The sequence below is a fragment of the Streptomyces sp. NPDC050997 genome, from assembly GCF_040660135.1.
Lineage (GTDB): Bacteria > Actinomycetota > Actinomycetes > Streptomycetales > Streptomycetaceae > Streptomyces.
The window spans coordinates 16,500-42,832 of record NZ_JBFAGK010000039.1 but is presented as its reverse complement, the minus strand read 5'-3'; the positions used below and the strand labels follow the sequence as shown (position 1 = coordinate 42,832).

Below are 26,333 nucleotides of genomic sequence, written 5' to 3'. Positions count from 1 at the left end.
GCCCGCAGCGTCTGGCGCGTCAACACCGCCCACTCACCAAGAAACCGATTCCGCGCCAGACCGAGGACGGACACCCCCGTCCCGGCCCCGACCCCACCGCAGGCACCCCACCCACCGCCGGAGCCACACGCTATGGTCTCCCCCAAGGGACGTTACTGATCGGTAAGGGGATGCGGCATGCAGCTCGGTATCAACCTCGGTTACTGGGGTGCCGGAATGGACGCGGACAATCTCGCCGTGGCCAAGGAGGCCGACCGCCTCGGCTACGCGGTCTGCTGGGCCGCCGAGGCCTACGGCTCCGACGCGGCCACCGTCCTCACCTGGGTCGCCGCCCAGACCGACCGCATCGACGTGGGCTCGGCCATCTTCCAGATCCCGGCCCGCCAGCCGGCGATGACCGCGATGACCGCCGCCACCCTCGACTCCCTCTCCGGCGGCCGCTTCCGCCTGGGCCTCGGTGTCTCCGGCCCGCAGGTCTCCGAGGGCTGGTACGGCGTCAAGTTCGACAAGCCGCTCTCCCGCACCCGCGAGTACGTGGAGATCGTCCGCAAGGCGATGACCCGCGAGCGCCTCTCCTACGAGGGCGCGCACTGGACCCTCCCCCTCCCCGACGGCCCCGGCAAGCCCCTCAAGCTCACCGTGCACCCGGAGCGCGAGCACATCCCGCTGTACATCGCCGCCATCGGCCCGAAGAACCTTGAGCAGACCGGCGAGATCGCCGACGGCGCCCTGCTCATTTTCCCCTCCGCCGACCACATCGAGGACACGGCGATCAAGTACCTGCGGGCCGGCCGGGAGAAGGCCGGGAAGACCCTGGAAGGCTTCGACGTGTGCCCGACCCTGCCGCTCGCCCTCGGCGACGACAAGGACGTCAGTACGCTCGCCGACACCTTCCGCCCGTACACCGCGCTGTACGTCGGCGGCATGGGCAGCCGCAAGCAGAACTTCTACAACCAGCTCGCCCAGCGCATGGGCTACGAGAAGGAGGCCGCCGAGATCCAGGACAAGTACCTGGCCGGCGACAAGCAGGGCGCGGCGGCCGCGATTCCGCACGACCTGATCGACAAAACGACCCTGCTGGGCTCCGTGGACCGCATCGCGGACCGGATGAAGGCCTACGCCGAGGCCGGTGTCACCACCCTCACCCTGGCTCCCGCGGGTTTCTCACTCGACGAGCGGCTCGCCGCACTCCGCGCCGGAACCGAGGCCCTGGAACACGCCGGACTCGCGTGACACCCGCACGCACCTGAACCGGCGCAACCACCGGAGGTTTCCGCAGCCGTGGTGGGGGCTCGGGGGCCCACCCCGCCACGGCCGTCACGGGGGACAACGCGCCGAAGCCCGCGCGGTTACGCTCCCCACGCGACCCCCGGGTCCTCCTTTCGGCGCATTTGTCGGACACAGCTGTTGCCGCACCTCTCGTACCGCACTTGACTCGTTCTTTGCGGGAACCCTGCAGAGAGGTGCCTTCGATGCTTTCGGCCAAGAGTCTGTTCAAGGAGATCGTCGACAACGACGAGTCGTTCCGACTGTTCTGCTCCATCGCCGCCAGCGGGGAATCGCAGGGCGGTTGGGAGAACGCCCGCATCGCGGCGCTCGTGCCGGAGAGCGAGCGCGCTCTCGCCCCCAAGATCACCCGGCACGGAGCGGACGAGGACAAGCACGGGCGAATCTTCGACGCCCTGCTGAGGAAGCGCGGCCTGCGGCACACCGAGGTCCCGTCCGAGACCGACTACACGATGCTCCTGGAGAGGCACGGCATCGGTCTGGCGCACGCGAGGCTCAAGGCCGACCAGCCGCTCACTGTGGACGACGTCATCACGTACCTGGCGCACAGCCGGGTCACGGAGCAGCGTGCCGCCGACCAGATGGTGATGCTCCGGAAGCACTTCGGGGACCACCCCGAGGTCGGCAAGGCGGTCCGGATGATCTCAACCGACGAGGACAACCATCTCGCGTACACCCACGAGGAGTTGCTGCGCTTCGCCGCCGCCGGGCACGGCCGGTTCATCCAGCGCACGCTGCGCGAGTGCGCCCTAGCCGAGATCGCCGTCTACCGGGACGTCAGCCTGGCGGTCATGGCCCACATGGGCCGCGTCCTCGGCTGGTCGAAGGGCAAGTCGGCGCTCCTCGCGGTGGGTATCCACGCGGTGTACGTGTACGAGCGGCTGGGCGGCTGGCGCCGCATGGTGTCGCTGAGGATGCCGGAACGCCGGAACGCGCTGGGCGGCCCCGCGACGCCCGAGTTCGCCTGACCCCCCAGCACCTCCACCCTGACTTCCCAGCACCTCCACCCTGACTTCCCAGCACCTCCACCCTGACCCCCCAGCACCTCCACCCTGACTTCCCAGCACCTCCACCCTGACTTCCCAGCACCTCCACCCTGACTTCCCAGCACCTCCACCCTGACTTCCCAGCACCTCTACCCTGACTTCCCAGCACCTCTACCCTGACCCCCCAGCACCTCCACCCTGACCCCCAGCACCTCCACCCTGACCCCCAGCACCTCCACCCTGACCCCCAGCACCTCCACCCCAAACGCGTACAGCACCCCCGCCCCCGAACCCCCCTACAACTACAACCACCCCCGGCGCTTGAACAGCCGGTACAGCAGCACCTCGAGGCCGGCCATCAGCGCGATCACCGCCGGATACGACCACACCCAGCGCAACTCCGGCATGTGCTCGAAGTTCATGCCGTAGATCCCCGCGATCATCGTGGGGATCGCCGCCATGGCCGCCCACGCGGAGATCTTCCGCATGTCGTCGTTCTGCCGGACGCTCATCTGCGCGAGATGCGCGGACAGGATGTCCGAGACCAGCCGGTCCAGGCCCTCAACGGACTCGTTCACGCGCGTGAGGTGGTCGTTGACGTCACGGAAGAAGGGCCGTGCCTTCTCGTTGACGAAGGGCACCGCCCCGCCGAACTGCCCCACGTCGGCGAGCCGGGTCAGCGGCACCGCCAGCGGGCCGCAGGCCCGGCGGAACTCCAGCACCTGCCGCTTGAAGGTGTAGATCCGGGAGGCGGTGTGCCGCGAGCCCCCGCTGTCCGGCGAGAACACCTCCGCCTCCAGCTCCTCAAGGTCGGTCTGCAACTCGGTGGCCACGTCGAGGTAGTGGTCGACGACGGCGTCGGCGACCGCGTACAGCACAGCCGTGGGGCCCTTGCCCAACAGTTCGGGCTCGTGCTCCAGCCGTTGCCGGACGGTGCCCAGCGGGGAGCCCTCACCGTGCCGGACGGTCACCACGAAGCAGTCGCCGAGGAAGAGCATCACCTCGCCGGTGGAGACGGCGTCGCTCTCAGGCTCGTACACCACGGGCTTGAGGACCACGAAGAGCGAGTCGTCGTAGACCTCCAACTTGGGCCGCTGGTGGGCATTCAGGGCGTCCTCGACCGCCAGGGGGTGCAGTCCGAACTCCTGGGTGACGTGGTCGAACTCCTTCTCGGACGGTTCGTGCAGTCCGATCCAGACGAACCCGTGTGCCGACCGGGCCTCGGCAAGGGCGTCGGACAGGTCCTCGGGCCCCTCCGTCCGGTGCCCGTCACGGTAGATGGCGCAGTCGACGATCACGGAGCGTATTCTCCCGTCGTCCGCGGCCCGCCGCACACCGGCGTATGCCTACGCTGGGCCGCATGCCCACGCTGATCCTTGTCCGGCACGGACGATCCACCGCCAACACCGAGGGCCTGCTCGCCGGCTGGACGCCCGGCGTCGCCCTGGACGAACGCGGCGCCACGCAGGCCGCCGCGCTGCCGGGGCGGCTCGCCGAGCTGCCGCTCTCCGAGGTCGTCACCAGCCCGCTGCAGCGCTGCGAGGAGACGATCCGGCCGCTGCTTGAGACCCGGCCCGGTCTCACCGCGCACACCGACGAACGGATCGGGGAGTGCCACTACGGGGACTGGTCCGGACGCAAACTCGCCGAGCTCAGCGGGGAGCCGCTGATGGAGGTCGTGCAGGCGCACCCCTCGGCGGCCGCGTTCCCCGGCGGCGAGTCGATGCGGGCGATGCAGACCCGTGCCGCCGAGGCGGTTCGCGAGTGGAACGCGCGGGTGGAGCGCGATCACGGAGCCGACGCTGTCTATCTGATGTGCTCTCACGGCGACGTCATCAAGTCGCTCGTGGCGGACGCACTCGGACTTCATCTCGACCTCTTCCAGCGGATTTCTGTTGAACCGTGTTCCATCACCGCGATCCGTTACACCCGTCTGAGGCCATTTCTCGTCCGCCTCGGCGACACCGGTGACTTCGCGTCTCTGGCGCCGCACGAGGAACCTCCGGCCGGCGATGCCACGGTGGGGGGTGGTGCGGGCGCACCGTGATCGTCGGGCGCAGTAGGGTGAAGCGGTCCACGCACACGGACGTTCCGCACTCACGACCCGCAATCACGACCACGTACTCACGATTTCAATGGAGACAGGACGTGTCCCGTCAGGTGTTCCTCTACGACCCCCCGGACCGCTTCGTGGCCGGTACGGTCGGACTGCCCGGACGCCGTACGTTCTTCCTCCAGGCCACGGCCGGCCCCCGGGTGACCAGCGTGGCGCTGGAGAAGACCCAGGTCGCGGCGCTCGCCGAGCGGATGGACGAGCTGTTGGACGAGGTCGTACGCCGTAGCGGCGGCAGCGCCCCCGTCCCGGCCGTGCCACCCACCGAAGTCGCCGACACCGACCCTCTGGGCGCCCCTGTCGAGGAGGAGTTCCGGGTCGGCACCATGGCCCTCGCCTGGGACGGCGACGAGCAGCGCATGATCGTCGAGGCGCAGGCTCTCGTGGAACTCGACGCCGACTCCGAGGAGGACCTCGCCGAGGCCGAGGAGCGGTTGCTCCAGGACGAGGAGAACGGCCCCCCGATGCTGAGGGTCCGGCTCACCGGCGCGCAGGCGAGAGCCTTCGCCAAGCGTGCCCTGGACGTCGTCAACGCCGGGCGGCCGCCGTGTCCGCTGTGCAGCCTCCCGCTGGACCCGGAAGGACACGTATGTCCGCGCCAGAACGGATACCGGCGCGACGCGTGAGCGCCGGGGCGATGTCGGCCGAGTTGCTCGCCGAGGGCGAGCTGACCGTGCGCGGCCGCATTCGGGAGGCGTCCAACGCGGCGCTGTACTGCACGGTCTCCCACCAGGGCCGGGAGGCCGCCTGCATCTACAAGCCGGTGGCCGGGGAGCGGCCCCTGTGGGACTTCCCCGACGGGACCCTCGCACAGCGCGAGGTCGCCGCGTACGCGGTCTCCGAGGCGACCGGCTGGGGGCTCGTACCGCCCACCGTGCTGCGCGACGGGCCGTACGGCGAGGGCATGTGCCAGCTGTGGATCGAGGTGACGCCCGAGAGCGAACTGCTCGCGCTCGTCGACGCGGAGGAACCGGAGCCCGGCTGGAAGGCGATCGGCTTCGCCGAGGTCGGTGAGGGACGGACCGCGCTGCTCGTACACGCCGACGACGAGCGGCTGCGCCGGATGTCGGTGCTCGACGCCGTGATCAACAACGCGGACCGCAAGGGCGGTCATCTGCTGCCGGCCGCCGAGGGGCGGCTGTACGGCATCGACCACGGGGTCACCTTCAACGCCGAGAACAAGCTGCGGACGCTGCTGTGGGGATGGGCCGGGGAGCCCCTGACGGGCGAGGCGGTCGACGTGCTCAAGGGGCTCAAGGAGTCGCTCGTGGAGTCCGGCACGCTGGCCGCGACACTGACCGCGCTGATCACCGCCGCCGAGCTCGACGCCGTACGCGCGCGTGTCGACGCGCTGCTGTCCTCCGCCAAGCACCCGGAGCCGAGCGGGGAGTGGCCGTCGATCCCCTGGCCGCCGGTCTGAAAGGGTGCTGAGGATCTTGGCCGGGCTCCCGACGCCCGGCACGCACATCTGCCAAGCACAAGTGCCAAGAACGCGCAAGAACGCCCTACCGGCCATCCGACCGGTCCGGTTCGTATACGGATCATCCGTCCGGTTAGGCTCATGACATGCATGCCTGGCCCGCTTCCGAGGTCCCCGCCCTGCCTGGTCAGGGCCGCGACCTGAGGATCCACGACACCGCGACCGGCGGTCTGGTCTCCCTCGACCCCGGTCCCGTCGCCCGTATCTACGTCTGCGGCATCACGCCGTACGACGCCACCCACATAGGTCACGCGGCGACGTACAACGCGTTCGACCTCGTCCAGCGCGTGTGGCTCGACACCAAGCGGCAGGTCCACTACGTCCAGAACGTCACCGATGTCGACGACCCGCTGCTGGAGCGCGCGCAGCGGGACGGTATCGACTGGGTCGCCCTGGCCGAGAAGGAGACCACCCTCTTCCGCGAGGACATGACCGCCCTGCGCATGCTGCCCCCGCGGCACTACATTGGCGCGGTCGAGGCGATACCCGGCATCGTGCCGCTCGTCGAACGCCTGCGGGACGCGGGCGCCGCCTACGAACTCGAGGGGGACGTCTACTTCTCCGTCGAGTCCGACCCGAACTTCGGCAAGGTGTCCAACCTGGACGTCGCCGCCATGCGGCTGCTGTCCGCCGAGCGCGGCGGCGACCCGGAACGGCCGGGCAAGAAGAACCCGCTCGACCCGATGCTGTGGATGACCGCCCGTGAGGGCGAGCCCAGTTGGGACGGCGCCTCGCTCGGACGCGGTCGCCCCGGCTGGCACATCGAGTGCGTGGCCATCGCCCTGGACCACCTCGGGATGGGCTTCGACGTGCAGGGCGGCGGCTCCGACCTCGCCTTCCCGCACCACGAGATGGGCGCCTCGCACGCCCAGGCCCTCACCGGCGAGTTCCCCATGGCCAAGGCGTACGTCCACGCCGGCATGGTCGCTCTCGACGGCGAGAAGATGTCCAAGTCCAAGGGCAACCTGGTCTTCGTGTCGAAGCTGCGGCACGACGGCGTCGACCCGGCCGCCATACGGCTGGCGCTCCTCGCCCACCACTACCGGGCCGACTGGGAGTGGACCGACCAGGTCCTCCAGGACGCCGTGGACCGGCTAGGCCGTTGGCGTGCCGCCGTCTCCCGCCCCGACGGCCCGCCCGCCGAGGCGCTCGTCGACGAGATGCGCGAGGCCCTCGCCGCCGATCTGGACGCCCCGGCCGCCCTGGCCGCCGTGGACCGGTGGGCGGCGCTCCAGGACGAGCGGGGCGGTACGGACGAGGGCGCGCCCGGTGTCGTGTCGCGCGCGGTGGACGCGCTGCTGGGCGTGGCGCTGTAGCCACGGGAGTTCACGGAAGAGGGGCGCTTCCTCCCTGCGGGGGAAGCGCCCCTCTCGTTCTCACCGGTTCAGTCCCGCGAACTGATTCAGTCCTCCGACGACGAGTCCTCGTCGTCCGCCTCAGGTTTCGGCGGTTTCGGCGGCTTGGGACGCCCGCCGGGGTTGTCCCGCAGATAGGACGTGCTGTCGCTGCCGTCCGCCGTGGCGTGCCCGCCGGAGCCGCCCGGACCGGACCCGTCCCGGCGCCGCAGATACCGCTCGAACTCGCGGGCGATCGCCTCGCCCGACGCCTCCGGCAGCTCCGCGGTGTCCCGGGCCTCCTCCAGCGACTGGACGTACTCGGCGACCTCGCTGTCCTCGGCGGCCAACTGGTCCACACCCACCTGCCAGGCGCGCGCGTCCTCCGGCAACTCGCCCAGCGGGATACGGACGTCGATCAGGTCCTCCAGACGGTTCAGGAGAGCCAGCGTCGCCTTCGGGTTCGGCGGCTGCGACACATAATGCGGTACGGCCGCCCACAGCGACACCGCCGGGACCCCCGCGTGCGTGCACGCCTCCTGGAGGATGCCGACGATGCCCGTGGGGCCCTCGTACTTGGTCTCCTCCAGATCCATCCGCTGCGCCAGGTCCGGGTCGGAGGTGACCCCGCTGACCGGGACCGGACGGGTGTGCGGGGTGTCGCCGAGCAGGGCGCCCAGGACCACCACCAGCTCCACGCCCAGCTCGTGGGCGAAGCCCAGCAACTCGTTGCAGAACGAGCGCCACCGCATCGACGGTTCGATACCTCGGACAAGGACCAGGTCGCGGGGCTTGTCACCGCCCACCCGGACCACGGACAATCTGGTCGTCGGCCATGTGATCTTTCGTACGCCGTCGTCCAGCCACACCGTGGGGCGATTCACCTGGAAGTCGTAGTAGTCCTCGGCGTCCAGCGCCGCGAACACCTCGCCCTTCCACTCCCTGTCCAGGTGCGCGACCGCGGTTGAGGCGGCGTCGCCGGCGTCGTTCCAGCCCTCGAACGCGGCCACCATGACCGGGTCGATCAGCTCGGGAACCCCCTCGAGCTCGATCACCCAGCGCCTCCTTCCGACGTGCCCTCGCTTAACGAGCCAACCTTACGGCGTGCGGCGGGGGCGCCCGCAGCCCCCTTGCACGGGGGAGTGAACGGATCACTGCCCCGTTCGCCACCCCCGGACACCCCGCCCCGCCGTCCTCACAGGCTCGACCGCAGCCACTGCTCCACGCTCGCGATGTGCACGGTCGCCCAGGACCGGGCCGCCTCCGCGTCCCGGTCGCGCAGCGCCGCCAGGATCGCCCGGTGTTCACGCAGGGTGCCCACGACCGCGTCCTCCTGGGTGAGTCCGCGCCAGATCCGGGCCCGGGTGGTGGGGCCGGACAGGCCGTCGAGGAGGGAACACAGCACCGAGTTCCCGGAGCTCTGCACGATGCCCCGGTGGAAGTCCAGATCGCAGGCGACGAGCTCCTCCACCGACGGGCTGTCACCGAGCTTGTCCAACTGGGCGGAGAGCGCGTCCAGCTGTTGCTCGCTGATGCGCAGGGCCGCCATCGCGGTCGCGGCCGGCTCCAGGATGCGACGCACCGCGAGGAACTCCAGGACCGTGTCGTCGCGGTGGAAGTCCACGATGAAGCTGAGCGCCTCCAGCAACAGTTGGGGATCCAGGCTGGTGACGTACGTGCCGTCGCCCTGGCGTACGTCCAGGATCCGGATCAGGGACAGGGCACGCACGGCCTCCCGCAGCGAATTGCGGGACAGCCCCAGCTCGGCGGCGAGCTCGCTCTCCTTGGGGAGCCGGTCGCCGGGGCGCAGCGCGCCGGAGACGATCATGCCCTTGATCTTCTCGATCGCCTCGTCGGTGACTGCCATGACCTGGCCTCCCTGTCGTACTCATGCTGTGCCTCATGCTGCTCCGAGACATCGGATGTCTCAGCACATTATGGGGGCAGTTCAGATGAGCGCCTCCAGATCGGGAGAGGGGCGGCTCCATCGGCGTGGAGCCGCCCCTCTCCAGGTCCGGCCCCGGTACGGACGGGACCGTGGGTGCTACTCCTTGTCGAGCAGGTCCTGCACCTTCGCGCGGACGTCGTCCGTGGCCAGGCCCCGGATCGTCAGCGTGGTACGGCGGCGCAGCACGTCGTCCGGAGTCTCGGCCCACTCGTTGTCCCGGGCGTAGACGACCTGCGCCCAGATCTCCGGGGCGTCCGGGTGGACCCGCTCGCCGAGCTCCGGGTTCTCGTTGGCCAGCCGGGCGATGTCGAAGGCCAGCGAACCGTAGTGCGTGGCCAGGTGCCTGGCGGTGTCGGCGGTCATCCGCGGGCCGGCCGCCGGGTGGTCGACCAGCAGACGGTGCGCGACCGCGCGCGGGTTGGCGACACCGGGCAGCGGCAGCTTCTTCGGCAGTGAGGAGATCGGCTCGAAGTTGTCGCCCAGCGGGTGCCCCGGCAGCGCCTCCAGCTTCTGCATGACCGTACGGCCGATGTGCCGGAACGTCGTCCACTTGCCGCCCGCGACGGACAGCATGCCGCCCCTGCCCTCGGTCACCACTGTTTCGCGCTTGGCCTTGGCGGTGCTGCCGGGCCCTCCCGGCAGCACCCGCAGACCCGCGAACGAGTAGGTGATCAGGTCACGGTCGAGCTGCTGGTCGCGGATGGAGAACGCGGCCTCGTCGAGTATCTGGGCGGTGTCCTTCTCGGTGACCGAGACGTCCGCCGGGTCGCCCTCGAACTCCTCGTCGGTCGTGCCGAGCAGCAGCATGTCCTCCCAGGGGAGGGCGAAGGTGATCCGGTACTTGTCGATGGGCGTCGCCAGCGCGGCCTTCCACGGGGAGGTGCGCTTCAGGACCAGGTGCGCGCCCTTGGACAGGCGGATGGACGGAGCCGCGTTCGGGTCCTCCATCTTGCGCAGGTGGTCGACCCAGGGGCCGGTCGCGTTCAGCACCAGCCGGGCGCTCACGCCGAACTCGTCCCCCGAGGTCCGGTCGCGCAGGTCCGCGCCCGTGACTCGGCCCTTGGTGAAGCGCAGGCCGGTGACCTCGGCGTGGTTCAGGACCACCGCGCCCGCCTCGACGGCCCCGCGGACCGTCATCAGCGCCATGCGCGCGTCGTTCATCTGGTCGTCGCCGTACACGGCCACGGCCTTGAGGTTCTCGGTGCGCAGCTCGGGCACGTCCCGCTGCGCCTTCGCCGGGGACAGCAGGTGTCCCACGCCGTCGCCGAACGCCGACAGCATCGAGTACGCGAAGACACCGGCTCCGAGCTTCGCCGCGCCGTGCGGCCCGCCCTTGTACACGGGGAGGTAGAACGTGAGCGGGTTCGCCAGGTGGGGGGCCACCTGGCGGGAGACCGCACGGCGCTCGAAGTGGTTCTCCGCCACCAGCTTCACCGCGCCGGTCTGCAGGTAGCGCAGACCGCCGTGGAGCAGCTTGGAGGAGGCGGAGGAGGTGGCACCGGCGAAGTCGCCGGCGTCGACCAGGGCCACCCTGAGCCCGGACTGCGCGGCGTGCCAGGCGGTGGAGATGCCCAGGATGCCGCCGCCGATCACGAGAAGGTCGTACGACGCCTTGGAAAGCTGCTCCCGGGTCTCGGCTCGGCTCGGGTTCGAGCCGGACGCCGGGCGCGTCCCCAGGGCAGGCACGGACTGCAGGGTGGACTGAGTGGTCATGCGGTTTCTTACTCCTCGTCCTCGAGCCAGCCCATGGTCCGCTCGACGGCCTTGAGCCAGCTCTTGTACTCACGGTCGCGGGTGTCCGCGTCCATGCGGGGGGTCCACTCGGCGGCCCGGCGCCAGTTGGCGCGCAGGTCGTCGGTGCTGGTCCAGAAGCCGACGGCGAGGCCGGCGGCGTAGGCGGCACCGAGGCAGGTCGTCTCGGCGACCATCGGGCGCACCACGGGGGCGTCCACGAAGTCCGAGAGGGTCTGCATCAGCAGGTTGTTGGAGGTCATACCGCCGTCGACCTTGATCGCCGCGAGCTCGACGCCGGAGTCCTTGGTCATGGCGTCGGTGATCTCACGGGTCTGCCAGGCCGTGGCCTCCAGGACGGCGCGCGCGAGGTGCGCCTTGGTGACGTACCGGGTCAGACCGGCGATGACACCACGGGCGTCGGAGCGCCAGTACGGGGCGAACAGGCCGGAGAAGGCCGGCACGAAGTACGCGCCGCCGTTGTCCTCGACCGAGAGCGCGAGCGTCTCGATCTCGGCGGCCGTGGAGATCAGGCCCATCTGGTCGCGCATCCACTGCACCAGCGAACCGGTGACCGCGATCGAGCCCTCGAGGGCGTAGACCGGCTTGGCGTCGCCGATGCGGTAGCCGACCGTGGTCAGCAGGCCGTTGTACGAGTTGACCGGCTTCTCGCCGGTGTTCATCAGCAGGAAGGTGCCGGTGCCGTACGTCGACTTGGCCTCGCCCTCGGCGAAACAGGTCTGGCCGAACAGGGCCGCCTGCTGGTCGCCGAGCGCGGACGCGACGGGGATGCCGCCGAGGATGTCGCCGAGCTTGCCGCCGGTGACCGCCCCGTACACCTCGGCGGAGGAGCGGATCTCGGGCAGCATCGCCAGCGGCACGCCGATCGACTCGGCGATCTTCGTGTCCCACTCCATGGTGTGCAGGTTCATCAGCATGGTGCGGGAGGCGTTGGTGACGTCGGTGACGTGCGTGCCGCCGTTGACACCGCCGGTCAGGTTCCAGATGACCCAGCTGTCCATGGTGCCGAAGAGGATGTCGCCGGCCTCGGCGCGCTCGCGCAGGCCCTCGACGTTGTCCAGCAGCCAGCGGGCCTTGGGGCCGGCGAAGTAGCTGGCCAGCGGCAGGCCGGTCTCGCGGCGGAAGCGGTCCTGGCCGACGTTGCGGCCGAGTTCCTTACAGAGGGCGTCGGTGCGGGTGTCCTGCCAGACGATGGCGTTGTGGACGGGCTCACCGGTGTTCTTGTCCCAGAGGAGAGTCGTCTCGCGCTGGTTGGTGATGCCGATGGCCTTGATGTCGTCGCGGGTGATGCCGGCCTTCTTGATGGCCCCGGCGACGACCTCCTCGACGTTGGTCCAGATCTCGTTGGCGTTGTGCTCGACCCAGCCCGGCTTCGGGAAGATCTGCTCGTGTTCCTTCTGGTCGACGGAGACGATACGGCCGTCCCGGTCGAAGACGATGCAGCGGCTGGAGGTGGTGCCCTGGTCGATCGCGGCGATGAAGGGGCCGGCGGTGTGGGCGTCGGTCACTGTGTGCTCCTGGGAGGTTCCGTGAGTGTGGGACTGGTTCTACTGCTGCTCAGTGCTTCGAAGTCCTGTTTCTAAGCAAAAGCGACGTTGTAGATGCCTGCCGCGATGGCGCCGCCGATCAGCGGACCCACCACCGGGATCCAGGCGTAGCCCCAGTCGGAGCCGCCCTTGTTGGGCAGGGGCAGGAGGGCGTGCACGATGCGCGGGCCGAGGTCACGGGCCGGGTTGATCGCGTAGCCGGTCGGGCCGCCGAGGGACAGACCGATCGAGACGACCACGAGAGCGGTGATCAGAGCACCGAGGGTGCCGAGCCCCTTGCCGCTGTCGTTCAGGCCCTGCGTGAGGACGGCGAGCACCAGCACGGTCGTGCCGATGATCTCCGTGGCGAGGTTCTGCCACACGACCCGGACCTCGGGACCGGTGGAGAAGACACCCAGGACCGGGCCGGCGCCCTTTTCCTGGGCCTCTACGGCCTTGACCCTCGTGTCCTGTGCGCCCGGACCGCCGACGATCTCCTTGTCGGTGAGGTGCGCGTGGAACTGGCCGTAGTAGGCCACCCAGACCAGTGCCGCGCCGATCGCGGCGCCGAGCATCTGGCCGCCCCAGTAGACCGGGACGTTGCTCCAGTCGTCGTCCTTGATGGCGAGCGCGAGCGTCACTGCCGGGTTGAGGTGGGCGCCGGAGAGCGGCGCCGAGGTGTATACGGCCGTCAGAACGGCGAAACCCCACCCGAAGGTGATGGCGAGCCAGCCGGCGTTGCGTGCCTTGGAGGCCTTCAGCGTGACGGCGGCGCACACGCCACCGCCGAGCAGGATGAGTATGGCGGTACCGATGGTCTCGCCGATGAAGATGTCGGAGCTGGACACCCGCGACTCCTTTGTCCTTCGTCCAGGGGAAGAGCTGCCGGCCCTTGGCGTCGTTTTACTGTAACGCCTATTGCCGGTCGGTGTTCGACAATGTCGACCGATGGACGGGAGTCTTGCTCTGGGGTTACGGGCACGTCAAGGGTTCTGTTATCGAAAATACGATCGTTACTGATTGCCGCGTGCTGTCGATCTTGTGACGATCTCGTGCCCGCCCGAGAAACTCGGGGCAGATCGACACACGGCGAGAACCGGAACGTCCTCGCCGTCCCGGTCCTCTCGCGTCCCGCCTCGCTCAGAAGCGCCCGGCGCCCAGGTCCCGCGACACCGCTCGGGCGCAGTCCCGCACCGCCGCGATCAGTTCGGGGCGCAGCTCGCCGTCCCGGCCCAGCCGCTCCACGGCCCCGGTGACGCCGACGGCGCCCACCGGCATGCGACGCCGGTCGTGGATGGGCGCGGCGATGGACGCGACGCCCTCCCAGGTCTCCTCGACGTCGGCGGCGTACCCACGCGCGCGCGTGATGTCCAGGACGTGCTCGAAATCGTCGAGGTCGCAGACGGTCCGGTCGGTGAACGACTTCCGGTCGCTCTCCAGGGCCTCGCTGTGCGCCACCGGGTCGTACGCCGACAGCACCTTGCCCAGGGCGGTGGAGTGCAGCGGTTGCATGGCCCCGATCTCCAGGACCTGCCGGCTGTCGTCGGGCCTGAAGACGTGGTGCACGATCAGCACGCCCTGCTGGTGCAGGACACCCAGGTGGACGCTCTCCCCGCTGGAGCGGGCCAGGTCGTCGGTCCACACCAGGGCGCGTGCCCTGAGCTCGTGCACGTCGAGATAGGTGGTGCCCAGGCGCAGCAGTTCGGCGCCGAGCTGATAGCGCCCGGAGGCGTCGTCCTGCTCGACGAAGCCCTCATGCTGGAGGGTGCGCAGGATGCCGTGCGCGGTGCCTTTGGCGAGGCCCAGTGACGAGGCGATGTCGGAGAGACCGAGTCTCCGCTCGCCGCCCGCGAGAAGCCGCAGCATCGCGGCCGCTCGTTCCAGCGACTGGATGTTCCGTGCCATCGCCGTCCTGCCTCCGTCCCCTTCGACCGTCGACCCGCGACGCCGCTGCCGCCGTTCGGCAATGTCGAACACTACCGGTGCATGCCGACCTCCCGCTAATAGTCGGCGCACATCAGTTGCGCCCTCTCCGTCCCGGAGGCAGCCTGTCGCCATCGTCGTCCGTCCCGTGGACGTTCTGACCACCGGGACCGGGTCCCGGTTACCCTGGCGTGGTGCGCCGAGCGCGGAACGTCGCGCGGGCGCCGCCAAAGCCGACAGCCGTCGCACCTAAGGGAGCCCCTTCATGGCCTCGTTGCCACCGACCCCTTCCGCCGACAGCCGGGCCCGTGTGTCCGCGCTCCGCGAGGCGCTCGCCACCCGAGTGGTGGTAGCCGACGGAGCGATGGGCACGATGCTCCAGGCTCAGGATCCGACCCTGGAGGACTTCGAGAATCTCGAAGGCTGCAACGAGATCCTCAACCTGACCCGCCCCGACATCGTCCGCTCCGTCCATGACGCGTACTTCGCCGTGGGCGTCGACTGCGTGGAGACGAACACCTTCGGGGCCAATCACACGGCCGCGGCGGAGTACGACATCGCCGACCGGGTGCACGAGCTGTCCGAGGCCGGCGCCCGCATCGCCCGAGAGGTGGCCGACGAGTACGCGGCCCGCGACGGCCGCCCCCGCTGGGTCCTCGGCTCCGTCGGCCCCGGCACCAAGCTGCCCACCCTCGGCCACATCGACTTCGCCACGATCCGCGACGGCTACCAGGCCAACGCCGAGGGACTGCTCGCCGGCGGCGCCGACACCCTGATCGTCGAGACCACCCAGGACCTGCTCCAGACGAAGGCCTCCGTCCTGGGCGCCCGCCGCGCTATCGAGGCGACTGGCGCCGATGTGCCGCTGGTGGTCTCGATGGCGTTCGAGACGACCGGCACGATGCTCCTCGGCTCCGAGATCGGCGCCGCGCTGACCGCGCTGGAACCCCTCGGCGTCGACATGATCGGCCTGAACTGCTCCACCGGCCCCGCGGAGATGAGCGAGCACCTGCGCTACCTCACCCGGCACTCCCGCATCCCGCTGCTGTGCATGCCGAACGCGGGCCTGCCGATCCTCACCAAGGACGGCGCGCACTTCCCGCTCGACCCCCAGGGACTGGCCGACGCGCAGGAGAACTTCGTCCGCGACTACGGCCTCTCCCTGATCGGCGGCTGCTGCGGCACCACCCCCGAACACCTGCGTCAGGTCGTCGAACGCGTCCGCGATCTCACTCCCGGCGAGCGCAGCCCCCGCCCGGAGCCGGGTGCCGCCTCCCTCTACCAGACGGTCTCGTTCCGGCAGGACACCTCGTACCTCGCCATCGGTGAGCGCACCAACGCCAACGGCTCGAAGAAGTTCCGCGAGGCCATGCTGGAGGGCCGCTGGGACGACTGTGTGGAGATGGTCCGCGACCAGATCCGCGAGGGCGCCCACATGCTGGACCTGTGTGTGGACTACGTCGGCCGGGACGGCGTCGCCGACATGAAGGAGCTGGCCGGCCGCTTCGCCACCGCCTCCACCCTGCCGATCGTGCTCGACTCCACCGAAGTGCCCGTCATCGAGGCCGGCCTGGAGAAGCTCGGCGGCCGCGCGGTCATCAACTCGGTCAACTACGAGGACGGCGACGGCCCCGAGTCCCGGTTCGCGAAGGTCACCAAGCTGGCGCGGGAGCACGGCGCCGCGCTGATCGCGCTGACCATCGACGAGGAGGGCCAGGCCCGCACGCCGGAGAAGAAGGTCGAGATCGCCGAACGGCTCATCGACGACCTGACCGGCAACTGGGGCATCCACGAGTCGGACATCCTCATCGACACCCTGACCTTCACCATCTGCACCGGTCAGGAGGAGTCCCGCAAGGACGGCGTCGCCACCATCGAGGCGATCCGTGAACTCAAGCGCCGTCACCCCGACGTACAGACCACGCTGGGTCTGTCGAACATCTCCTTCGGTCTCAACCCGGCCGCCCGCATCCTGCTCAACTCCGTCTTCCTGGACGAGTGCGTGAAGGCGGGCCTGGACTCGGCGATCGTGCACGCGTCGAAGATCCTGCCGATCGCCCGCTTCACCGAGGAGGAGGTCCAGACCGCTCTCGACCTCGTCCACGACCGCCGCGCCGAGGGCTACGACCCGCTGCAGAAGCTGATGGCCCTGTTCGAGGGCGCCACCACCAAGTCCCTCAAGGCGGGCCGGGCCGAGGAACTGGCCGCCCTGCCCCTGAACGAGCGCCTCAAGCGGCGCATCATCGACGGCGAGAAGAACGGCCTGGAGGCCGACCTGGCCGCGGCGCTGGAAGAGCGCCCCGCCCTCGACATCGTCAACGAGACACTCCTGGACGGCATGAAGGTCGTCGGCGAACTGTTCGGCTCCGGCCAGATGCAGCTGCCGTTCGTCCTGCAGTCCGCCGAGGTCATGAAGACGGCCGTCGCCTACCTCGAACCGCACATGGAGAAGACCGACGACGACGGCAAGGGCACCATCGTCCTCGCGACCGTCCGCGGCGACGTGCACGACATCGGCAAGAACCTCGTCGACATCATCCTGTCCAACAACGGCTACAACGTCGTCAACCTCGGCATCAAGCAGCCGGTCTCCGCGATCCTGGACGCCGCCACCGAGCACCGCGCCGACGTCATCGGCATGTCCGGCCTCCTGGTCAAATCCACGGTGATCATGAAGGAGAACCTGGAGGAGCTCAACCAGCGCGGCCTGTCCGTCGACTACCCGGTCATCCTCGGCGGCGCGGCCCTGACCCGGGCGTACGTCGAGCAGGACCTGCACGAGATCTACCAGGGCGAGGTCCGCTACGCCCGCGACGCGTTCGAGGGCCTGCGCCTCATGGACGCCCTCATCGGCGTCAAGCGCGGTGTGCCCGGGGCGAAGCTGCCGGAACTCAAGCAGCGCCGGGTCCGCGCTACCGCCGCCGTAGAGGTCGAGGAGCGCCCCGAGGAGGGGCACGTCCGCTCCGACGTCGCCACCGACACCCCGGTCCCCGCCCCGCCGTTCTGGGGCACCCGCGTCATCAAGGGCATCCAGACCAAGGAGTACGCCAACTGGCTCGACGAAGGCGCCCTGTTCAAGGGCCAGTGGGGTCTCAAGCAGGCCCGCACCGGCGAGGGACCGTCGTACGAGGAACTGGTCGAGACCGAGGGCAGGCCCCGGCTGCGCGGCCTGCTGGACATGCTGCAGACCGAGAACCTGCTGGAAGCGGGCGTCGTCTACGGCTACTTCCCGTGCGTGTCCAAGGACGACGACCTGATCATCCTGGACGAGCAGGGCAACGAGCGCACCCGCTTCACGTTCCCGCGCCAGCGCCGCGGCCGCCGGCTGTGTCTGGCCGACTTCTTCCGCCCCGAGGAGTCCGGTGAGAGGGACGTCGTCGGCCTCCAGGTCGTCACCGTCGGCTCCCGGATCGGCGAGGAGACCGCGAAGCTCTTCGCGGCCAACTCCTACCGCGACTACCTCGAACTGCACGGCCTGTCCGTGCAGTTGGCGGAGGCGCTCGCCGAGTACTGGCACGCACGCGTGCGTTCGGAGCTGGGCTACGCGGGCGAGGACCCGAACGACATCGAGGACATGTTCGCCCTGAAATACCGGGGCGCCCGCTTCTCCCTCGGCTACGGCGCCTGCCCGAACCTGGAGGACCGCGCCAAGATCGCCGAACTGCTCCAGCCCGAGCGCATCGGCGTCCAGCTGTCCGAGGAGTTCCAGCTGCACCCGGAGCAGTCCACCGACGCCATCGTGATCCACCACCCGGAGGCGAAGTACTTCAACGCCCGGTGAAGCACGCGCCACCAGGCCGCATCCGCTTCCCCTCCCGGTGCGGCGCGTCTCACCCGGCGCGCTGATCGGATAAGTCGTAGACTGGTCGGTCCACTGCAGGCCGGTTCCCCCAGCGGGAGCCGGCCTGGTCGTCCCTCAAGGAGGTACGTGGATGACCAGCACGATTCCCGCACCAGTGACCCGTACGGCCGAAGGCTCCGCGCTGCAGGCCGTGCTCCTCGACATGGACGGCACCCTGGTGGACACCGAGGGCTTCTGGTGGGACGTCGAGGCCGAGGTCTTCGCCCGTCTCGGACACACCCTCGACGAGTCCTGGCGCCATGTCGTCGTCGGCGGCCCCATGACCCGCAGCGCCGGCTTCCTGATCGAGGCCACCGGCGCCGACATCACCCTCGCCGAACTCACGGTGCTGCTCAACCAGGGCTTCGAGGACCGCATCGACCGGGCACTGCCGGTGATGCCGGGAGCCGCCCGGCTGCTGGCCGAACTGGCCGCGCACGAGATCCCCACGGCGCTGGTCTCCGCCTCGCACCGGCGCATCATCGACCGGGTCCTCACCTCGCTCGGCCCCCAGTACTTCGCGCTCACCGTCGCCGGCGACGAGGTGGGGCGCACCAAGCCGCACCCCGACCCGTATCTGTTCGCCGCCGCCGGACTCGGCGCGGAGCCAGCCAGGTGCGCGGTCGTCGAGGACACCGCGACCGGCGTCGCCGCGGCCGAAGCGGCCGGCTGCCAGGTGGTGGCGGTGCCCTCCGTCGCGCCCATCGCCCCGGCCGCCCGGCGCACCGTCGTGACCTCGCTCGAAGAGGTGGACCTGGCATTTCTGCGCGGTCTGATGCCGCTCTGACGGCGCTTGATGACGGAAATGCGCCGGGGCGTTCACCCAGCGTACGGACCCGATAGCGCGGGAATTCCACGCACTGTGTCCGAAGGAATTCGAACCGCACCGGATGGCTGAATTCCGGTGCCACTCCACACCACTGAGTATGTGACGTTCCCCACGCCGTTCGGGCTCGACAGCGTGATCGAGGTGTGCAGCTCACCCCCGTTTCAGGGGTGCAGGCGCGTCCTTGTGTCCCGATTGGTGAGAGCCTGCACGAATCCTTCCCCCCTCGGGTTTTCGGTCCGTCCACAGCTGGTTTCGCTGCGTGATGACTCCTCAACTACGGTCGCCGCGAACCCTCGTGCTGGTGCGGACTAATCTCCTGATGAGAACATCACCCTTACCCCGTGATCCGCATCGACACCCCTGCATGCCGGGTACACGGACTCGACAGCTCTGGAGAACTTCGAGCATGAACCGCAAGACTTTGGTGCTGCCGGCCGTGATCGGCTTGCTGGTGCCGGTGCTCGCAGCCTGCGGTGGGTCCGACAGCGGGAGCGACAGTGACGGCGCGATCGTCGTCGGCACCACAGACCGGTTCACCGCCACGAAGGACGCCCCGGCGCCGCTCGACCCCGCCTACGCCTACGACGTCGGCACCTGGAACATCCTGCGCCAGACCGTGCAGACCCTGATGATCATGCCGAAGGGCGACGGCGACCCGGTGCCCGAGGCCGCCGAGAAGTGCGGCTTCACCGACAGCGGCAACGAACGCTACGCCTGCACCCTGCGCGACGGCCTCAAGTTCGCCAACGGCGACGCCGTCACGGCGAAGGACGTGAAGTACTCCATCGACCGCGCCCTCGAGCTGAAGGCCGACAGCGGTGTCTTCGCCCTGCTGTCCACGGTCGACACCGTCGAGACCCAGGGCGACAGCGAGGTGATCTTCCACCTCAAGACGGCCGACGCGACCTTCCCGTACAAGCTGTCGACCCCGGTCGCGGGCATCGTCAACCCCGACGACTACGCCGAGGACAAGCTGCGCGACGGCTTCGACGTGGATGGCTCAGGCCCGTACACGCTGCAGGCCAACGTCAAGAACGACGAGCTCGTCGACGTCGTGTTCACCAAGAACCCCAACTACACGGGGACGCTGACGGTGAACAACGACAAGGTCGAGATGCGCTCCTACGCGGACGCCGAGGCCATGGGCGCCGCGCTCGACAAGGGCGACCTCGACCTGATGACCCGCACCATGTCGCCGGAGCAGATCGACAAGCTCGCCGACGGAACGGACAGCAACGTCGACCTGGTCGAGCTCCCCGGCCTGGAGATCCGCTACCTCGGCTTCAACACCGACGCGCCGTCCGTGAAGTCGAAGGCGGTCCGCGAGGCGATGGCCCAGATCATCAACCGCAGCGAACTCGTCGCCAAGGTGTACGGCTCGCAGGCCGAGCCGCTGTTCTCGATGGTCCCGGCCAGCATCACCGGCCACTCCAACTCGTTCTTCAACACCTACGGCGAACCGAACACCGCCAAGGCCAAGTCCGCGCTGAGCCAGGCGAACATCACCACCCCGGTGAAGTTGACCCTGCACTACACGACCGACCACTACGGTCCGGCCACCAAGCAGGAGTTCGAGGTTCTGCAGAAGCAGCTCAACGACACCGGCCTGTTCGACGTCGACATCAAGGGCACGCCCTGGGAGACCTTCCGCCCGGCCGAGCAGAAGGGCGCGTACGACGTCTACGGCATGGGCTGGTTCCCCGACTTCCCGGACGCCGACAACTACCTGGCGCCGTTCCTCGACAAGGACAACACCATCGGTTCGCCCTACGAGAACAGCGTCATCCGCAACACGCTGATCCCGGAGTCGCGCCGCGAGTCGGACCGGCTCACCGCCGCCGACAGCCTGACGGACATCCAGGACATCGTCGCCGACGAGGTCCCCGTCCTGCCGCTGTGGCAGGGCAAGCAGTACGTCGCCGCCCGCGACGACGTCACGGGGACCGCGTACGTGCTCAACTCCTCCTCCACGCTTCAGCTGTGGGAGCTCAGCCGCGGTGTGAGCGACGACTGACACAGCCCGCCCTGTCCGGGGGCCCGGGAGGGCGGCCCGGGGTCCGACGACGACAAGGCACCACGTGAACCTGCGCACCCAGTGGCCGGTCCTGCCCATCCTGGCAGGGCTGGCCTCCGGCCTGTTGACCGCCTGTGGAACGGAGTCCGGTGACTCCGGGGACAGCGGCTCGTCCGTGGTCATGGGGATGTCCGACGACGTCCTGGCCACCGACCCCGCCTCCGGCTACGACCCGGGCTCCTGGCTGTTGTTCAACAACGTGTTCCAGTCGCTGCTCAGCTTCCCCAAGGGGAGCACCGAACCACAGCCGGAGGCCGCCAAGCGCTGCGCCTTCACGGACGAGGCGACCAAGGTCTACGAGTGCACCCTGAAGGACGGCCTCAAGTTCAGCAACGGTGACGCGCTCACCTCGCAGGACGTGAAGTTCTCCTTCGACCGCATGCTGAAGATCAACGACGACGCGGGCCCGGCGATCATGTTCCCCATGCTCTCCAAGGTCGAGACGCCGGACGAGAAGACGGTGGTCTTCCACCTCAACACACCCGACGCCACCTTCCCCAGCAAGATCGCCTCGGGCGCGGGTTCCCTCGTCGACCACACCCAGTACGACGCCGACGGACTGCGCGAGGACGGCGAGGCGGTCGGCTCCGGCCCCTACCAGCTGGACTCCTTCAGCGAGGACGAGGCCGTCTTCTCGGTCAACGAGAACTACAAGGGCACCGCCGACGTCCACAACGACGGCGTGACACTGAAGCTCTTCCACGGCGACCAGTCCGCGCTCAGGCAGGAACTGCTCGACAACAAGATCGACATCGCCTACCGAGGCCTCGGCGCGAGCGACATCGCGGACATCGAGCAGGGCGACGACCAGAAGGTCGAACTCGTCGAGGGCACCAGCGCCGAGGTCCAGCACCTGGTCTTCAACATGGACGACCCGGTCGCCGGACAACTCGGCGTACGCAAGGCCATGGCCTACCTGATCGACCGCGACGCCCTCATCAACGACGTCTACCAGGGCACGGCCACCCCGCTGTACTCGATCATCCCGGCCGGTATCGCCGGCCACAACACGGCCTTCTTCGACACCTACGGCGCCCGCCCCTCCAAGGCCAGGGCCGCCGCCGCGCTGGACGCCGACGGCATCGCCGGCAAGGTGAAGCTGACCCTGTGGTCGACCCCGTCCCGCTACGGTCCGGCCACCGGCTCCCTGCTGAAGGCGATCGCCGCACAGCTCAACGCCAGCGGCCTGTTCGATGCCGACGTGCAGTCCGTCGCCTTCGACCAGTACGAGAAGGACATCGAGGCCGGCAAGTACGGCGTCTATGTGAAGGGCTGGGTCCCCGACTACCCGGACGCCGACAACTTCACGGCCCCCTTCTTCGGCAAGGGCAACGTGCTGGGCAACAACTACAGCAACAACACCATCACCGGCACGCTCATCCCGCGGACCGCCGCCCAGAGCGACCGTTCCGCCACCGACGCGGACTACGGCAAGCTCCAGGACATCGTCGCCGACGAGTTGCCCGTGCTCCCGGTCTGGCAGGCCAAGCAGTACGCCGTCACCCGCGAGGGCGTCTACGGCCTGGAGTACTGCCTCGACGCCTCGACCGTCTTCCGTTTCTGGGAACTCAGCAAGGGCTGACACACGGCCGCACACACATGGCGGGCGCCCCCTGTTCACAGGGAGCGCCCGCCACGTCGTAGGACCGCCGACCGCGATCGCGCACCACCTACTGCGCGCCGGGGCGCACCAGCCCGCTCTCGTAGGCGTACACCGCGGCCTGCACCCGGTCACGCAGCCCCAACTTGGTGAGGACATGGCCGACGTGCGTCTTGACGGTGGTCTCGCTGACGAAGAGATCCGCCGCGATCTCGGCGTTCGACAGCCCCCGCGCCACCAGCTTCAGCACCTCCACCTCACGGTCGGTGAGCGTGTGCAGGGTGTCCGGAACCGGCTCGTCACCGGACGGCAGATGCGTGGCGTACTTGTCGAGCAGCCGACGCGTGATGCTCGGCGCGAGCATCGCCTCACCGGACGCCACCACGCGGATGGCCTGCACCAGCTCATTGGCCGGGGCATCCTTCAACAGGAAGCCACTGGCACCCGCCCGCAGCGCCTCCACCACATACTCGTCGAGGTCGAAGGTGGTCAGCACCAGCACCTTGGCCGGGCCGTCCCGACCCGGTCCGGTGATCTGCCGGGTCGCCTCCACACCGTCCATCCGCGGCATGCGGATGTCCATGAGGACCACGTCGGGCTGCAGCGCCCGCACCTGGTCCAGAGCCTGGAGGCCGTCTCCGGCCTCGCCGACGACCGCGAGGTCCTGCTCGGCCTCCAGGATCATCCGGAAGCCGGTGCGCAGCAGGGGCTGGTCATCGACCAGTAGGACGCGGATGGCCACGTAAGTCTCCTTCGCTAGTCCGGCCCCATTCTGCCCTGCGCCCCGGCCTCGGACTCGGCCGCCCTCACTGCGAGCGGATACGGCGGGGGAGTACCGCCGAACTCCGGACAGTGCGCCTGGTGGTCGCACCAGCCACACAGCTTGGTCGGACGCGGCCGCCAGTCCCCGGACTCCGTGGCCTGCCGGATCGCTTCCCACAGAGAGTGCAGCTTGCGCTCGACGCGCTCCAGGTCGGCGACGACCGGGTCGTACGTCACGACGTCACCGCTGCCCAGATAGACCAGCTGCAGCCGACGCGGGACGACGTTCTTCAGCCGCCACACCACCAGGGCGTAGAACTTCATCTGGAACAGCGCACCCTCGGCGTACTCGGGGCGGGGCGCCTTTCCCGTCTTGTAGTCGACGATCCGCACCTCGCCGGTGGGCGCCACGTCGACCCGGTCGATGATCCCGCGCAGTCTCAGCCCCGAGTCCAGCTCCGTCTCGACGAACAGCTCACGCTCGACCGGTTCGAGCCGCGTCGGGTCCTCCAGCGTGAACCACCGCTCCACGAGCCGCTCCGCCTCGCCGAGCCAGCGCGTCAGCCGCTCGCCCTCCGGATCGTCGGCGAACAACTCGACGACCTCCGGCCGAGTCTCCCGCAGCCGATCCCACTGACCGGGGACGAGCGACTTGGCACGAGGCGCCGTCCGTTCGGTCGCCGGGGCATCGAAGAGCCGCTCCAGGACCGCGTGCACCAGCGTGCCGCGCGTCGCCGCCTCGCTCGGCTTCTCGGGCAGCCGGTCGATCACCCGGAACCGGTACAGCAGCGGACACTGCATGAAGTCGCCGGCACGCGAGGGGGACAGCGAGGACGGCGCTTTGGCCGACGGCCCGACCGGGGCTCTCTCGTCCTCCGCCACCGCTGTGTCCGCGCTCGCCGTGATCACTGCCGTCGCCGTGTCCGCCCCGATGACCACGACGGGCCCCGCCGCCGCGTCGTCGCCGGGCCCGGCCACCGTCGCGGTCGCCGCCGCCTCGGCCGTGACCGGCGGGGCCGTCTGCGCGGTGCCTCGGTCGGCGGAATCCGCCACGCCCTCCGTGCTCGTCTCCATGACCACAGACCATACGGCCCACCACTGACAGTGACCCAGCCCAGGCCTCCACCGGCGCGACGACCGGGGAAACGCAGGGGGTGCCGGGGCGGAACGCGTCCCGACGGCCGCATACCATCGACCCGAGACCATCCCGTCCGGCAGGCGCGGGAGACGCTTCGAGCGAGGGGACACCGTGGACGAGAGCGGCGGGAGCGGGCAGCCGCGGTCCGGTAACGACGAGCCGACCGAGCGCCCCGCAACACCTGCGACCCCGGCCACCGGCCCCGCACACCCCGGCAAGCCCCCCCAGGGCACCGACACCGGCGAGGCCCCACCACCCGACGAACCCACCATGGTCGTACGTCGGTTGGACCCGCCGCTACAGCCCCCGCATGACGACGACGCAACCGACAAGACCACCGAGGACGCTGCAGCCAAGAAGAGGGCCGAGACCGAGAACAGGGACGGGGACGGGACCGAGAACGGGGACGAGAACGGGGACAAGGCCACCGACAAGGCCCCCGCGAACGACACCACGGCCCACCACCCCCACACCGGCGACGACGACCGGACCCTCGCCCGCGCCGGTGTCACCAAGGGCCGCCCGCCCCGCCGCGAGCGCGGCCCCGGAGGCGGACTGCTGATGGGGCGGCCGTTCGGCGTGCCCGTGTACGTCGCCCCCAGCTGGTTCCTCGTCGCCGCCCTGATCACCTGGGTGTTCGGCGGACAACTCGACCGCGTGCTGCCCGAACTCGGCGCCGCCCGCTACCTGGTCTCCCTCTTCTTCGCGGTCGCCTTCTACGCCTCCGTCCTCATCCACGAACTCGCCCACACCGTCGCGGCCCTCCGCTTCAAACTCCCGGTCCGCCGCATCCAGCTCCAGTTCTTCGGCGGCGTCTCCGAGATCGAGAAAGAGGCCGAGACCCCCGGTCGCGAGTTCGTCCTGGCCTTCGTCGGCCCCCTGCTCTCCCTCGTCCTCGCCGGCCTGTTCTACCTCGCCATGCTGCCCGTCGAACCCGGCACCGTCCCCGGCGTCCTGCTGGCCGGTCTGATGATCTCCAACCTGATCGTCGCCGCCTTCAACCTGCTGCCCGGCCTGCCCCTCGACGGCGGCCGGATGCTCCGCGCGGTCGTCTGGAAGATCACCGGCAGGCCCATGACCGGCACCGTCGCCGCCGCCTGGGTCGGCCGCGTCCTCGCCGTCTCCGTCCTCATCGGCCTGCCCCTGCTCACCCAGTCCGGGGCACTCGGCTCCAACGCCGAGGACAACGTCGGCATGGACACCGTCATGGACGCCCTGCTCGCCGCCATCCTCGCCGCCATCATCTGGACCGGCGCCGGCAACAGCCTGCGCGTGGCCCGACTGCGCGAACACCTGCCCCACCTGCGCGCCCGCACCCTCACCCGCCGCGCCGTCCCCGTGGAGACCCACACCCCCCTCTCCGAGGCCCTGCGCCGCGCCAACGCCGCCGGAGCCCGCGCCCTCGTCGTCGTCGACACCGACGGACACCCCCTCTCCCTCGTCCGCGAGGCCGCCATCGTCGGCGTACCCGAACACCGCCGCCCCTGGGTCGCCGTCAGCGGCCTCGCCCAGGACCTCACCGACGGCATGCGCGTCTCCGCGGAACTGGCCGGAGAAGACCTCCTGGACGCCCTGCGCACCACCCCCGCCACCGAGTACCTGGTCGTCGAGGAGACCGGCGAGATCTACGGAGTCCTCTCCGCCGCCGACGTGGAACGCGCCTTCGTGAAGGCGATGGCCAGGCCCTCCTAGCGCCCGCCCCGATGGTCGGCGGCCCCCGCCGGGACCGGTACTCTGTTC

20 protein-coding genes are annotated in these 26,333 nt (G+C 69.6%); 11 read left to right on the top strand and 9 right to left on the bottom strand.

The features are described 5' to 3' along the window. Nucleotides 1-177 precede the first annotated feature (177 nt). Both AB0H86_RS42995 and AB0H86_RS42990 read left to right on the top strand, forming a co-directional pair. The gene (locus AB0H86_RS42995) at nt 178-1,233 is read left to right on the top strand and encodes an LLM class F420-dependent oxidoreductase (protein WP_362451620.1); all 1,056 of its coding nucleotides are present in this window, start codon (nt 178-180) and stop codon (nt 1,231-1,233) included. 239 nt (nt 1,234-1,472) lie between these two features. Continuing rightward, nucleotides 1,473-2,255, top strand: a complete 783-nt coding sequence (locus AB0H86_RS42990) for a ferritin-like domain-containing protein (protein ID WP_362451618.1) — start codon at nt 1,473-1,475, stop codon at nt 2,253-2,255. Nucleotides 2,256-2,575: 320 nt separating this feature from the next. Here the strand turns inward: AB0H86_RS42990 and corA are convergent, their stop codons facing one another. Then, on the bottom strand, nt 2,576-3,571 hold the full coding sequence (gene corA, locus AB0H86_RS42985; RefSeq protein WP_362451616.1) for a magnesium/cobalt transporter CorA: 996 nt from the start codon (nt 3,569-3,571) through the stop codon (nt 2,576-2,578). Nucleotides 3,572-3,633: 62 nt separating this feature from the next. Between corA and AB0H86_RS42980 the strand changes: the two genes are divergently transcribed. From AB0H86_RS42980 to mshC, 4 genes are all read left to right on the top strand, one after another. Beyond that, on the top strand, nt 3,634-4,320 hold the full coding sequence (locus tag AB0H86_RS42980; protein WP_362451614.1) for a histidine phosphatase family protein: 687 nt from the start codon (nt 3,634-3,636) through the stop codon (nt 4,318-4,320). A 101-nt stretch (nt 4,321-4,421) separates the two neighbouring features. Beyond that, nucleotides 4,422-5,012 carry a DUF3090 domain-containing protein gene (locus AB0H86_RS42975; protein ID WP_362451612.1) on the top strand — a complete coding sequence of 197 codons (591 nt, stop codon included), beginning with the start codon at nt 4,422-4,424 and terminating at the stop codon, nt 5,010-5,012. Then, the gene (locus tag AB0H86_RS42970) at nt 4,976-5,806 is read left to right on the top strand and encodes an SCO1664 family protein (RefSeq protein WP_362451609.1); all 831 of its coding nucleotides are present in this window, start codon (nt 4,976-4,978) and stop codon (nt 5,804-5,806) included. The genes AB0H86_RS42975 and AB0H86_RS42970 overlap by 37 nt, the downstream gene beginning before the upstream one ends. A gap of 146 nt (nt 5,807-5,952) precedes the next feature. Next, a complete protein-coding gene (gene mshC, locus AB0H86_RS42965) occupies nt 5,953-7,182 on the top strand; it encodes a cysteine--1-D-myo-inosityl 2-amino-2-deoxy-alpha-D-glucopyranoside ligase (protein WP_362451607.1) in 1,230 nt (409 codons plus the stop codon). An 86-nt stretch (nt 7,183-7,268) separates the two neighbouring features. On the opposite strand, the gene AB0H86_RS42960 is transcribed toward mshC, so the two are convergent. The 6 genes from AB0H86_RS42960 to AB0H86_RS42935 form a co-directional block, all read right to left on the bottom strand. Next, nucleotides 7,269-8,255, bottom strand: coding sequence for a PAC2 family protein (locus AB0H86_RS42960; protein ID WP_362451605.1), 987 nt, complete (start codon nt 8,253-8,255; stop codon nt 7,269-7,271). A 140-nt stretch (nt 8,256-8,395) separates the two neighbouring features. Then, nucleotides 8,396-9,067: a FadR/GntR family transcriptional regulator gene (locus AB0H86_RS42955; RefSeq protein ID WP_362451603.1), complete on the bottom strand. Its 672-nt coding sequence runs from the start codon at nt 9,065-9,067 to the stop codon at nt 8,396-8,398. 177 nt (nt 9,068-9,244) lie between these two features. Further along, nucleotides 9,245-10,861 carry a glycerol-3-phosphate dehydrogenase/oxidase gene (locus tag AB0H86_RS42950; RefSeq protein ID WP_362451601.1) on the bottom strand — a complete coding sequence of 539 codons (1,617 nt, stop codon included), beginning with the start codon at nt 10,859-10,861 and terminating at the stop codon, nt 9,245-9,247. Nucleotides 10,862-10,869: 8 nt separating this feature from the next. Beyond that, nucleotides 10,870-12,408 (bottom strand): glycerol kinase GlpK, encoded by a 1,539-nt coding sequence (gene glpK, locus AB0H86_RS42945; RefSeq protein WP_362451598.1) that lies wholly within the window; start codon nt 12,406-12,408, stop codon nt 10,870-10,872. Between the two features lie 71 nt (nt 12,409-12,479). Then, nucleotides 12,480-13,274, bottom strand: a complete 795-nt coding sequence (locus AB0H86_RS42940) for an MIP/aquaporin family protein (protein ID WP_362451596.1) — start codon at nt 13,272-13,274, stop codon at nt 12,480-12,482. A gap of 292 nt (nt 13,275-13,566) precedes the next feature. Next, nucleotides 13,567-14,331: an IclR family transcriptional regulator gene (locus AB0H86_RS42935; protein ID WP_362451594.1), complete on the bottom strand. Its 765-nt coding sequence runs from the start codon at nt 14,329-14,331 to the stop codon at nt 13,567-13,569. A gap of 283 nt (nt 14,332-14,614) precedes the next feature. Here AB0H86_RS42935 and metH point away from each other — a divergent pair, with 283 nt between their 5' ends. From metH to AB0H86_RS42915, 4 genes are all read left to right on the top strand, one after another. Then, complete coding sequence (gene metH / locus AB0H86_RS42930) at nt 14,615-18,130, top strand: methionine synthase (RefSeq protein ID WP_362451591.1); 3,516 nt, start codon at nt 14,615-14,617, stop codon at nt 18,128-18,130. Nucleotides 18,131-18,281: 151 nt separating this feature from the next. Next, nucleotides 18,282-18,977: an HAD family phosphatase gene (locus tag AB0H86_RS42925; protein WP_362451590.1), complete on the top strand. Its 696-nt coding sequence runs from the start codon at nt 18,282-18,284 to the stop codon at nt 18,975-18,977. Nucleotides 18,978-19,425: 448 nt separating this feature from the next. Continuing rightward, nucleotides 19,426-21,033 (top strand): ABC transporter substrate-binding protein, encoded by a 1,608-nt coding sequence (locus tag AB0H86_RS42920; RefSeq protein WP_362451587.1) that lies wholly within the window; start codon nt 19,426-19,428, stop codon nt 21,031-21,033. Nucleotides 21,034-21,097: 64 nt separating this feature from the next. Next, complete coding sequence (locus AB0H86_RS42915; protein ID WP_362451585.1) at nt 21,098-22,675, top strand: ABC transporter substrate-binding protein; 1,578 nt, start codon at nt 21,098-21,100, stop codon at nt 22,673-22,675. An 88-nt stretch (nt 22,676-22,763) separates the two neighbouring features. On the opposite strand, the gene AB0H86_RS42910 is transcribed toward AB0H86_RS42915, so the two are convergent. After that, nucleotides 22,764-23,435, bottom strand: a complete 672-nt coding sequence (locus tag AB0H86_RS42910) for a response regulator transcription factor (protein WP_362451583.1) — start codon at nt 23,433-23,435, stop codon at nt 22,764-22,766. Nucleotides 23,436-23,449: 14 nt separating this feature from the next. Further along, complete coding sequence (locus AB0H86_RS42905) at nt 23,450-24,529, bottom strand: RecB family exonuclease (RefSeq protein ID WP_362451581.1); 1,080 nt, start codon at nt 24,527-24,529, stop codon at nt 23,450-23,452. A gap of 175 nt (nt 24,530-24,704) precedes the next feature. On the opposite strand from AB0H86_RS42905, the gene AB0H86_RS42900 reads away from it, so the two are divergent. Further along, nucleotides 24,705-26,285, top strand: coding sequence for a site-2 protease family protein (locus AB0H86_RS42900; protein WP_362451579.1), 1,581 nt, complete (start codon nt 24,705-24,707; stop codon nt 26,283-26,285). Nucleotides 26,286-26,333: the final 48 nt, after the last annotated feature.

Excerpts from the sequence above, each read along its gene's own strand:
- AB0H86_RS42980 (WP_362451614.1), top strand. The coding sequence starts at position 3,634 with ATGCCCACGCTGATCCTTGTCCGGCACGGACGATCCACCGCCAACACC.
- AB0H86_RS42995 (WP_362451620.1), top strand. The coding sequence starts at position 178 with ATGCAGCTCGGTATCAACCTCGGTTACTGGGGTGCCGGAATGGACGCG.
- AB0H86_RS42955 (WP_362451603.1), bottom strand. The coding sequence starts at position 9,067 with ATGGCAGTCACCGACGAGGCGATCGAGAAGATCAAGGGCATGATCGTC.
- AB0H86_RS42935 (WP_362451594.1), bottom strand. The coding sequence starts at position 14,331 with ATGGCACGGAACATCCAGTCGCTGGAACGAGCGGCCGCGATGCTGCGG.
- AB0H86_RS42950 (WP_362451601.1), bottom strand. The coding sequence starts at position 10,861 with ATGACCACTCAGTCCACCCTGCAGTCCGTGCCTGCCCTGGGGACGCGC.
- AB0H86_RS42925 (WP_362451590.1), top strand. The coding sequence starts at position 18,282 with ATGACCAGCACGATTCCCGCACCAGTGACCCGTACGGCCGAAGGCTCC.
- AB0H86_RS42990 (WP_362451618.1), top strand. The coding sequence starts at position 1,473 with ATGCTTTCGGCCAAGAGTCTGTTCAAGGAGATCGTCGACAACGACGAG.
- mshC (WP_362451607.1), top strand. The coding sequence starts at position 5,953 with ATGCATGCCTGGCCCGCTTCCGAGGTCCCCGCCCTGCCTGGTCAGGGC.
- AB0H86_RS42970 (WP_362451609.1), top strand. The coding sequence starts at position 4,976 with ATGTCCGCGCCAGAACGGATACCGGCGCGACGCGTGAGCGCCGGGGCG.
- metH (WP_362451591.1), top strand. The coding sequence starts at position 14,615 with ATGGCCTCGTTGCCACCGACCCCTTCCGCCGACAGCCGGGCCCGTGTG.
- AB0H86_RS42920 (WP_362451587.1), top strand. The coding sequence starts at position 19,426 with ATGAACCGCAAGACTTTGGTGCTGCCGGCCGTGATCGGCTTGCTGGTG.
- AB0H86_RS42905 (WP_362451581.1), bottom strand. The coding sequence starts at position 24,529 with ATGGAGACGAGCACGGAGGGCGTGGCGGATTCCGCCGACCGAGGCACC.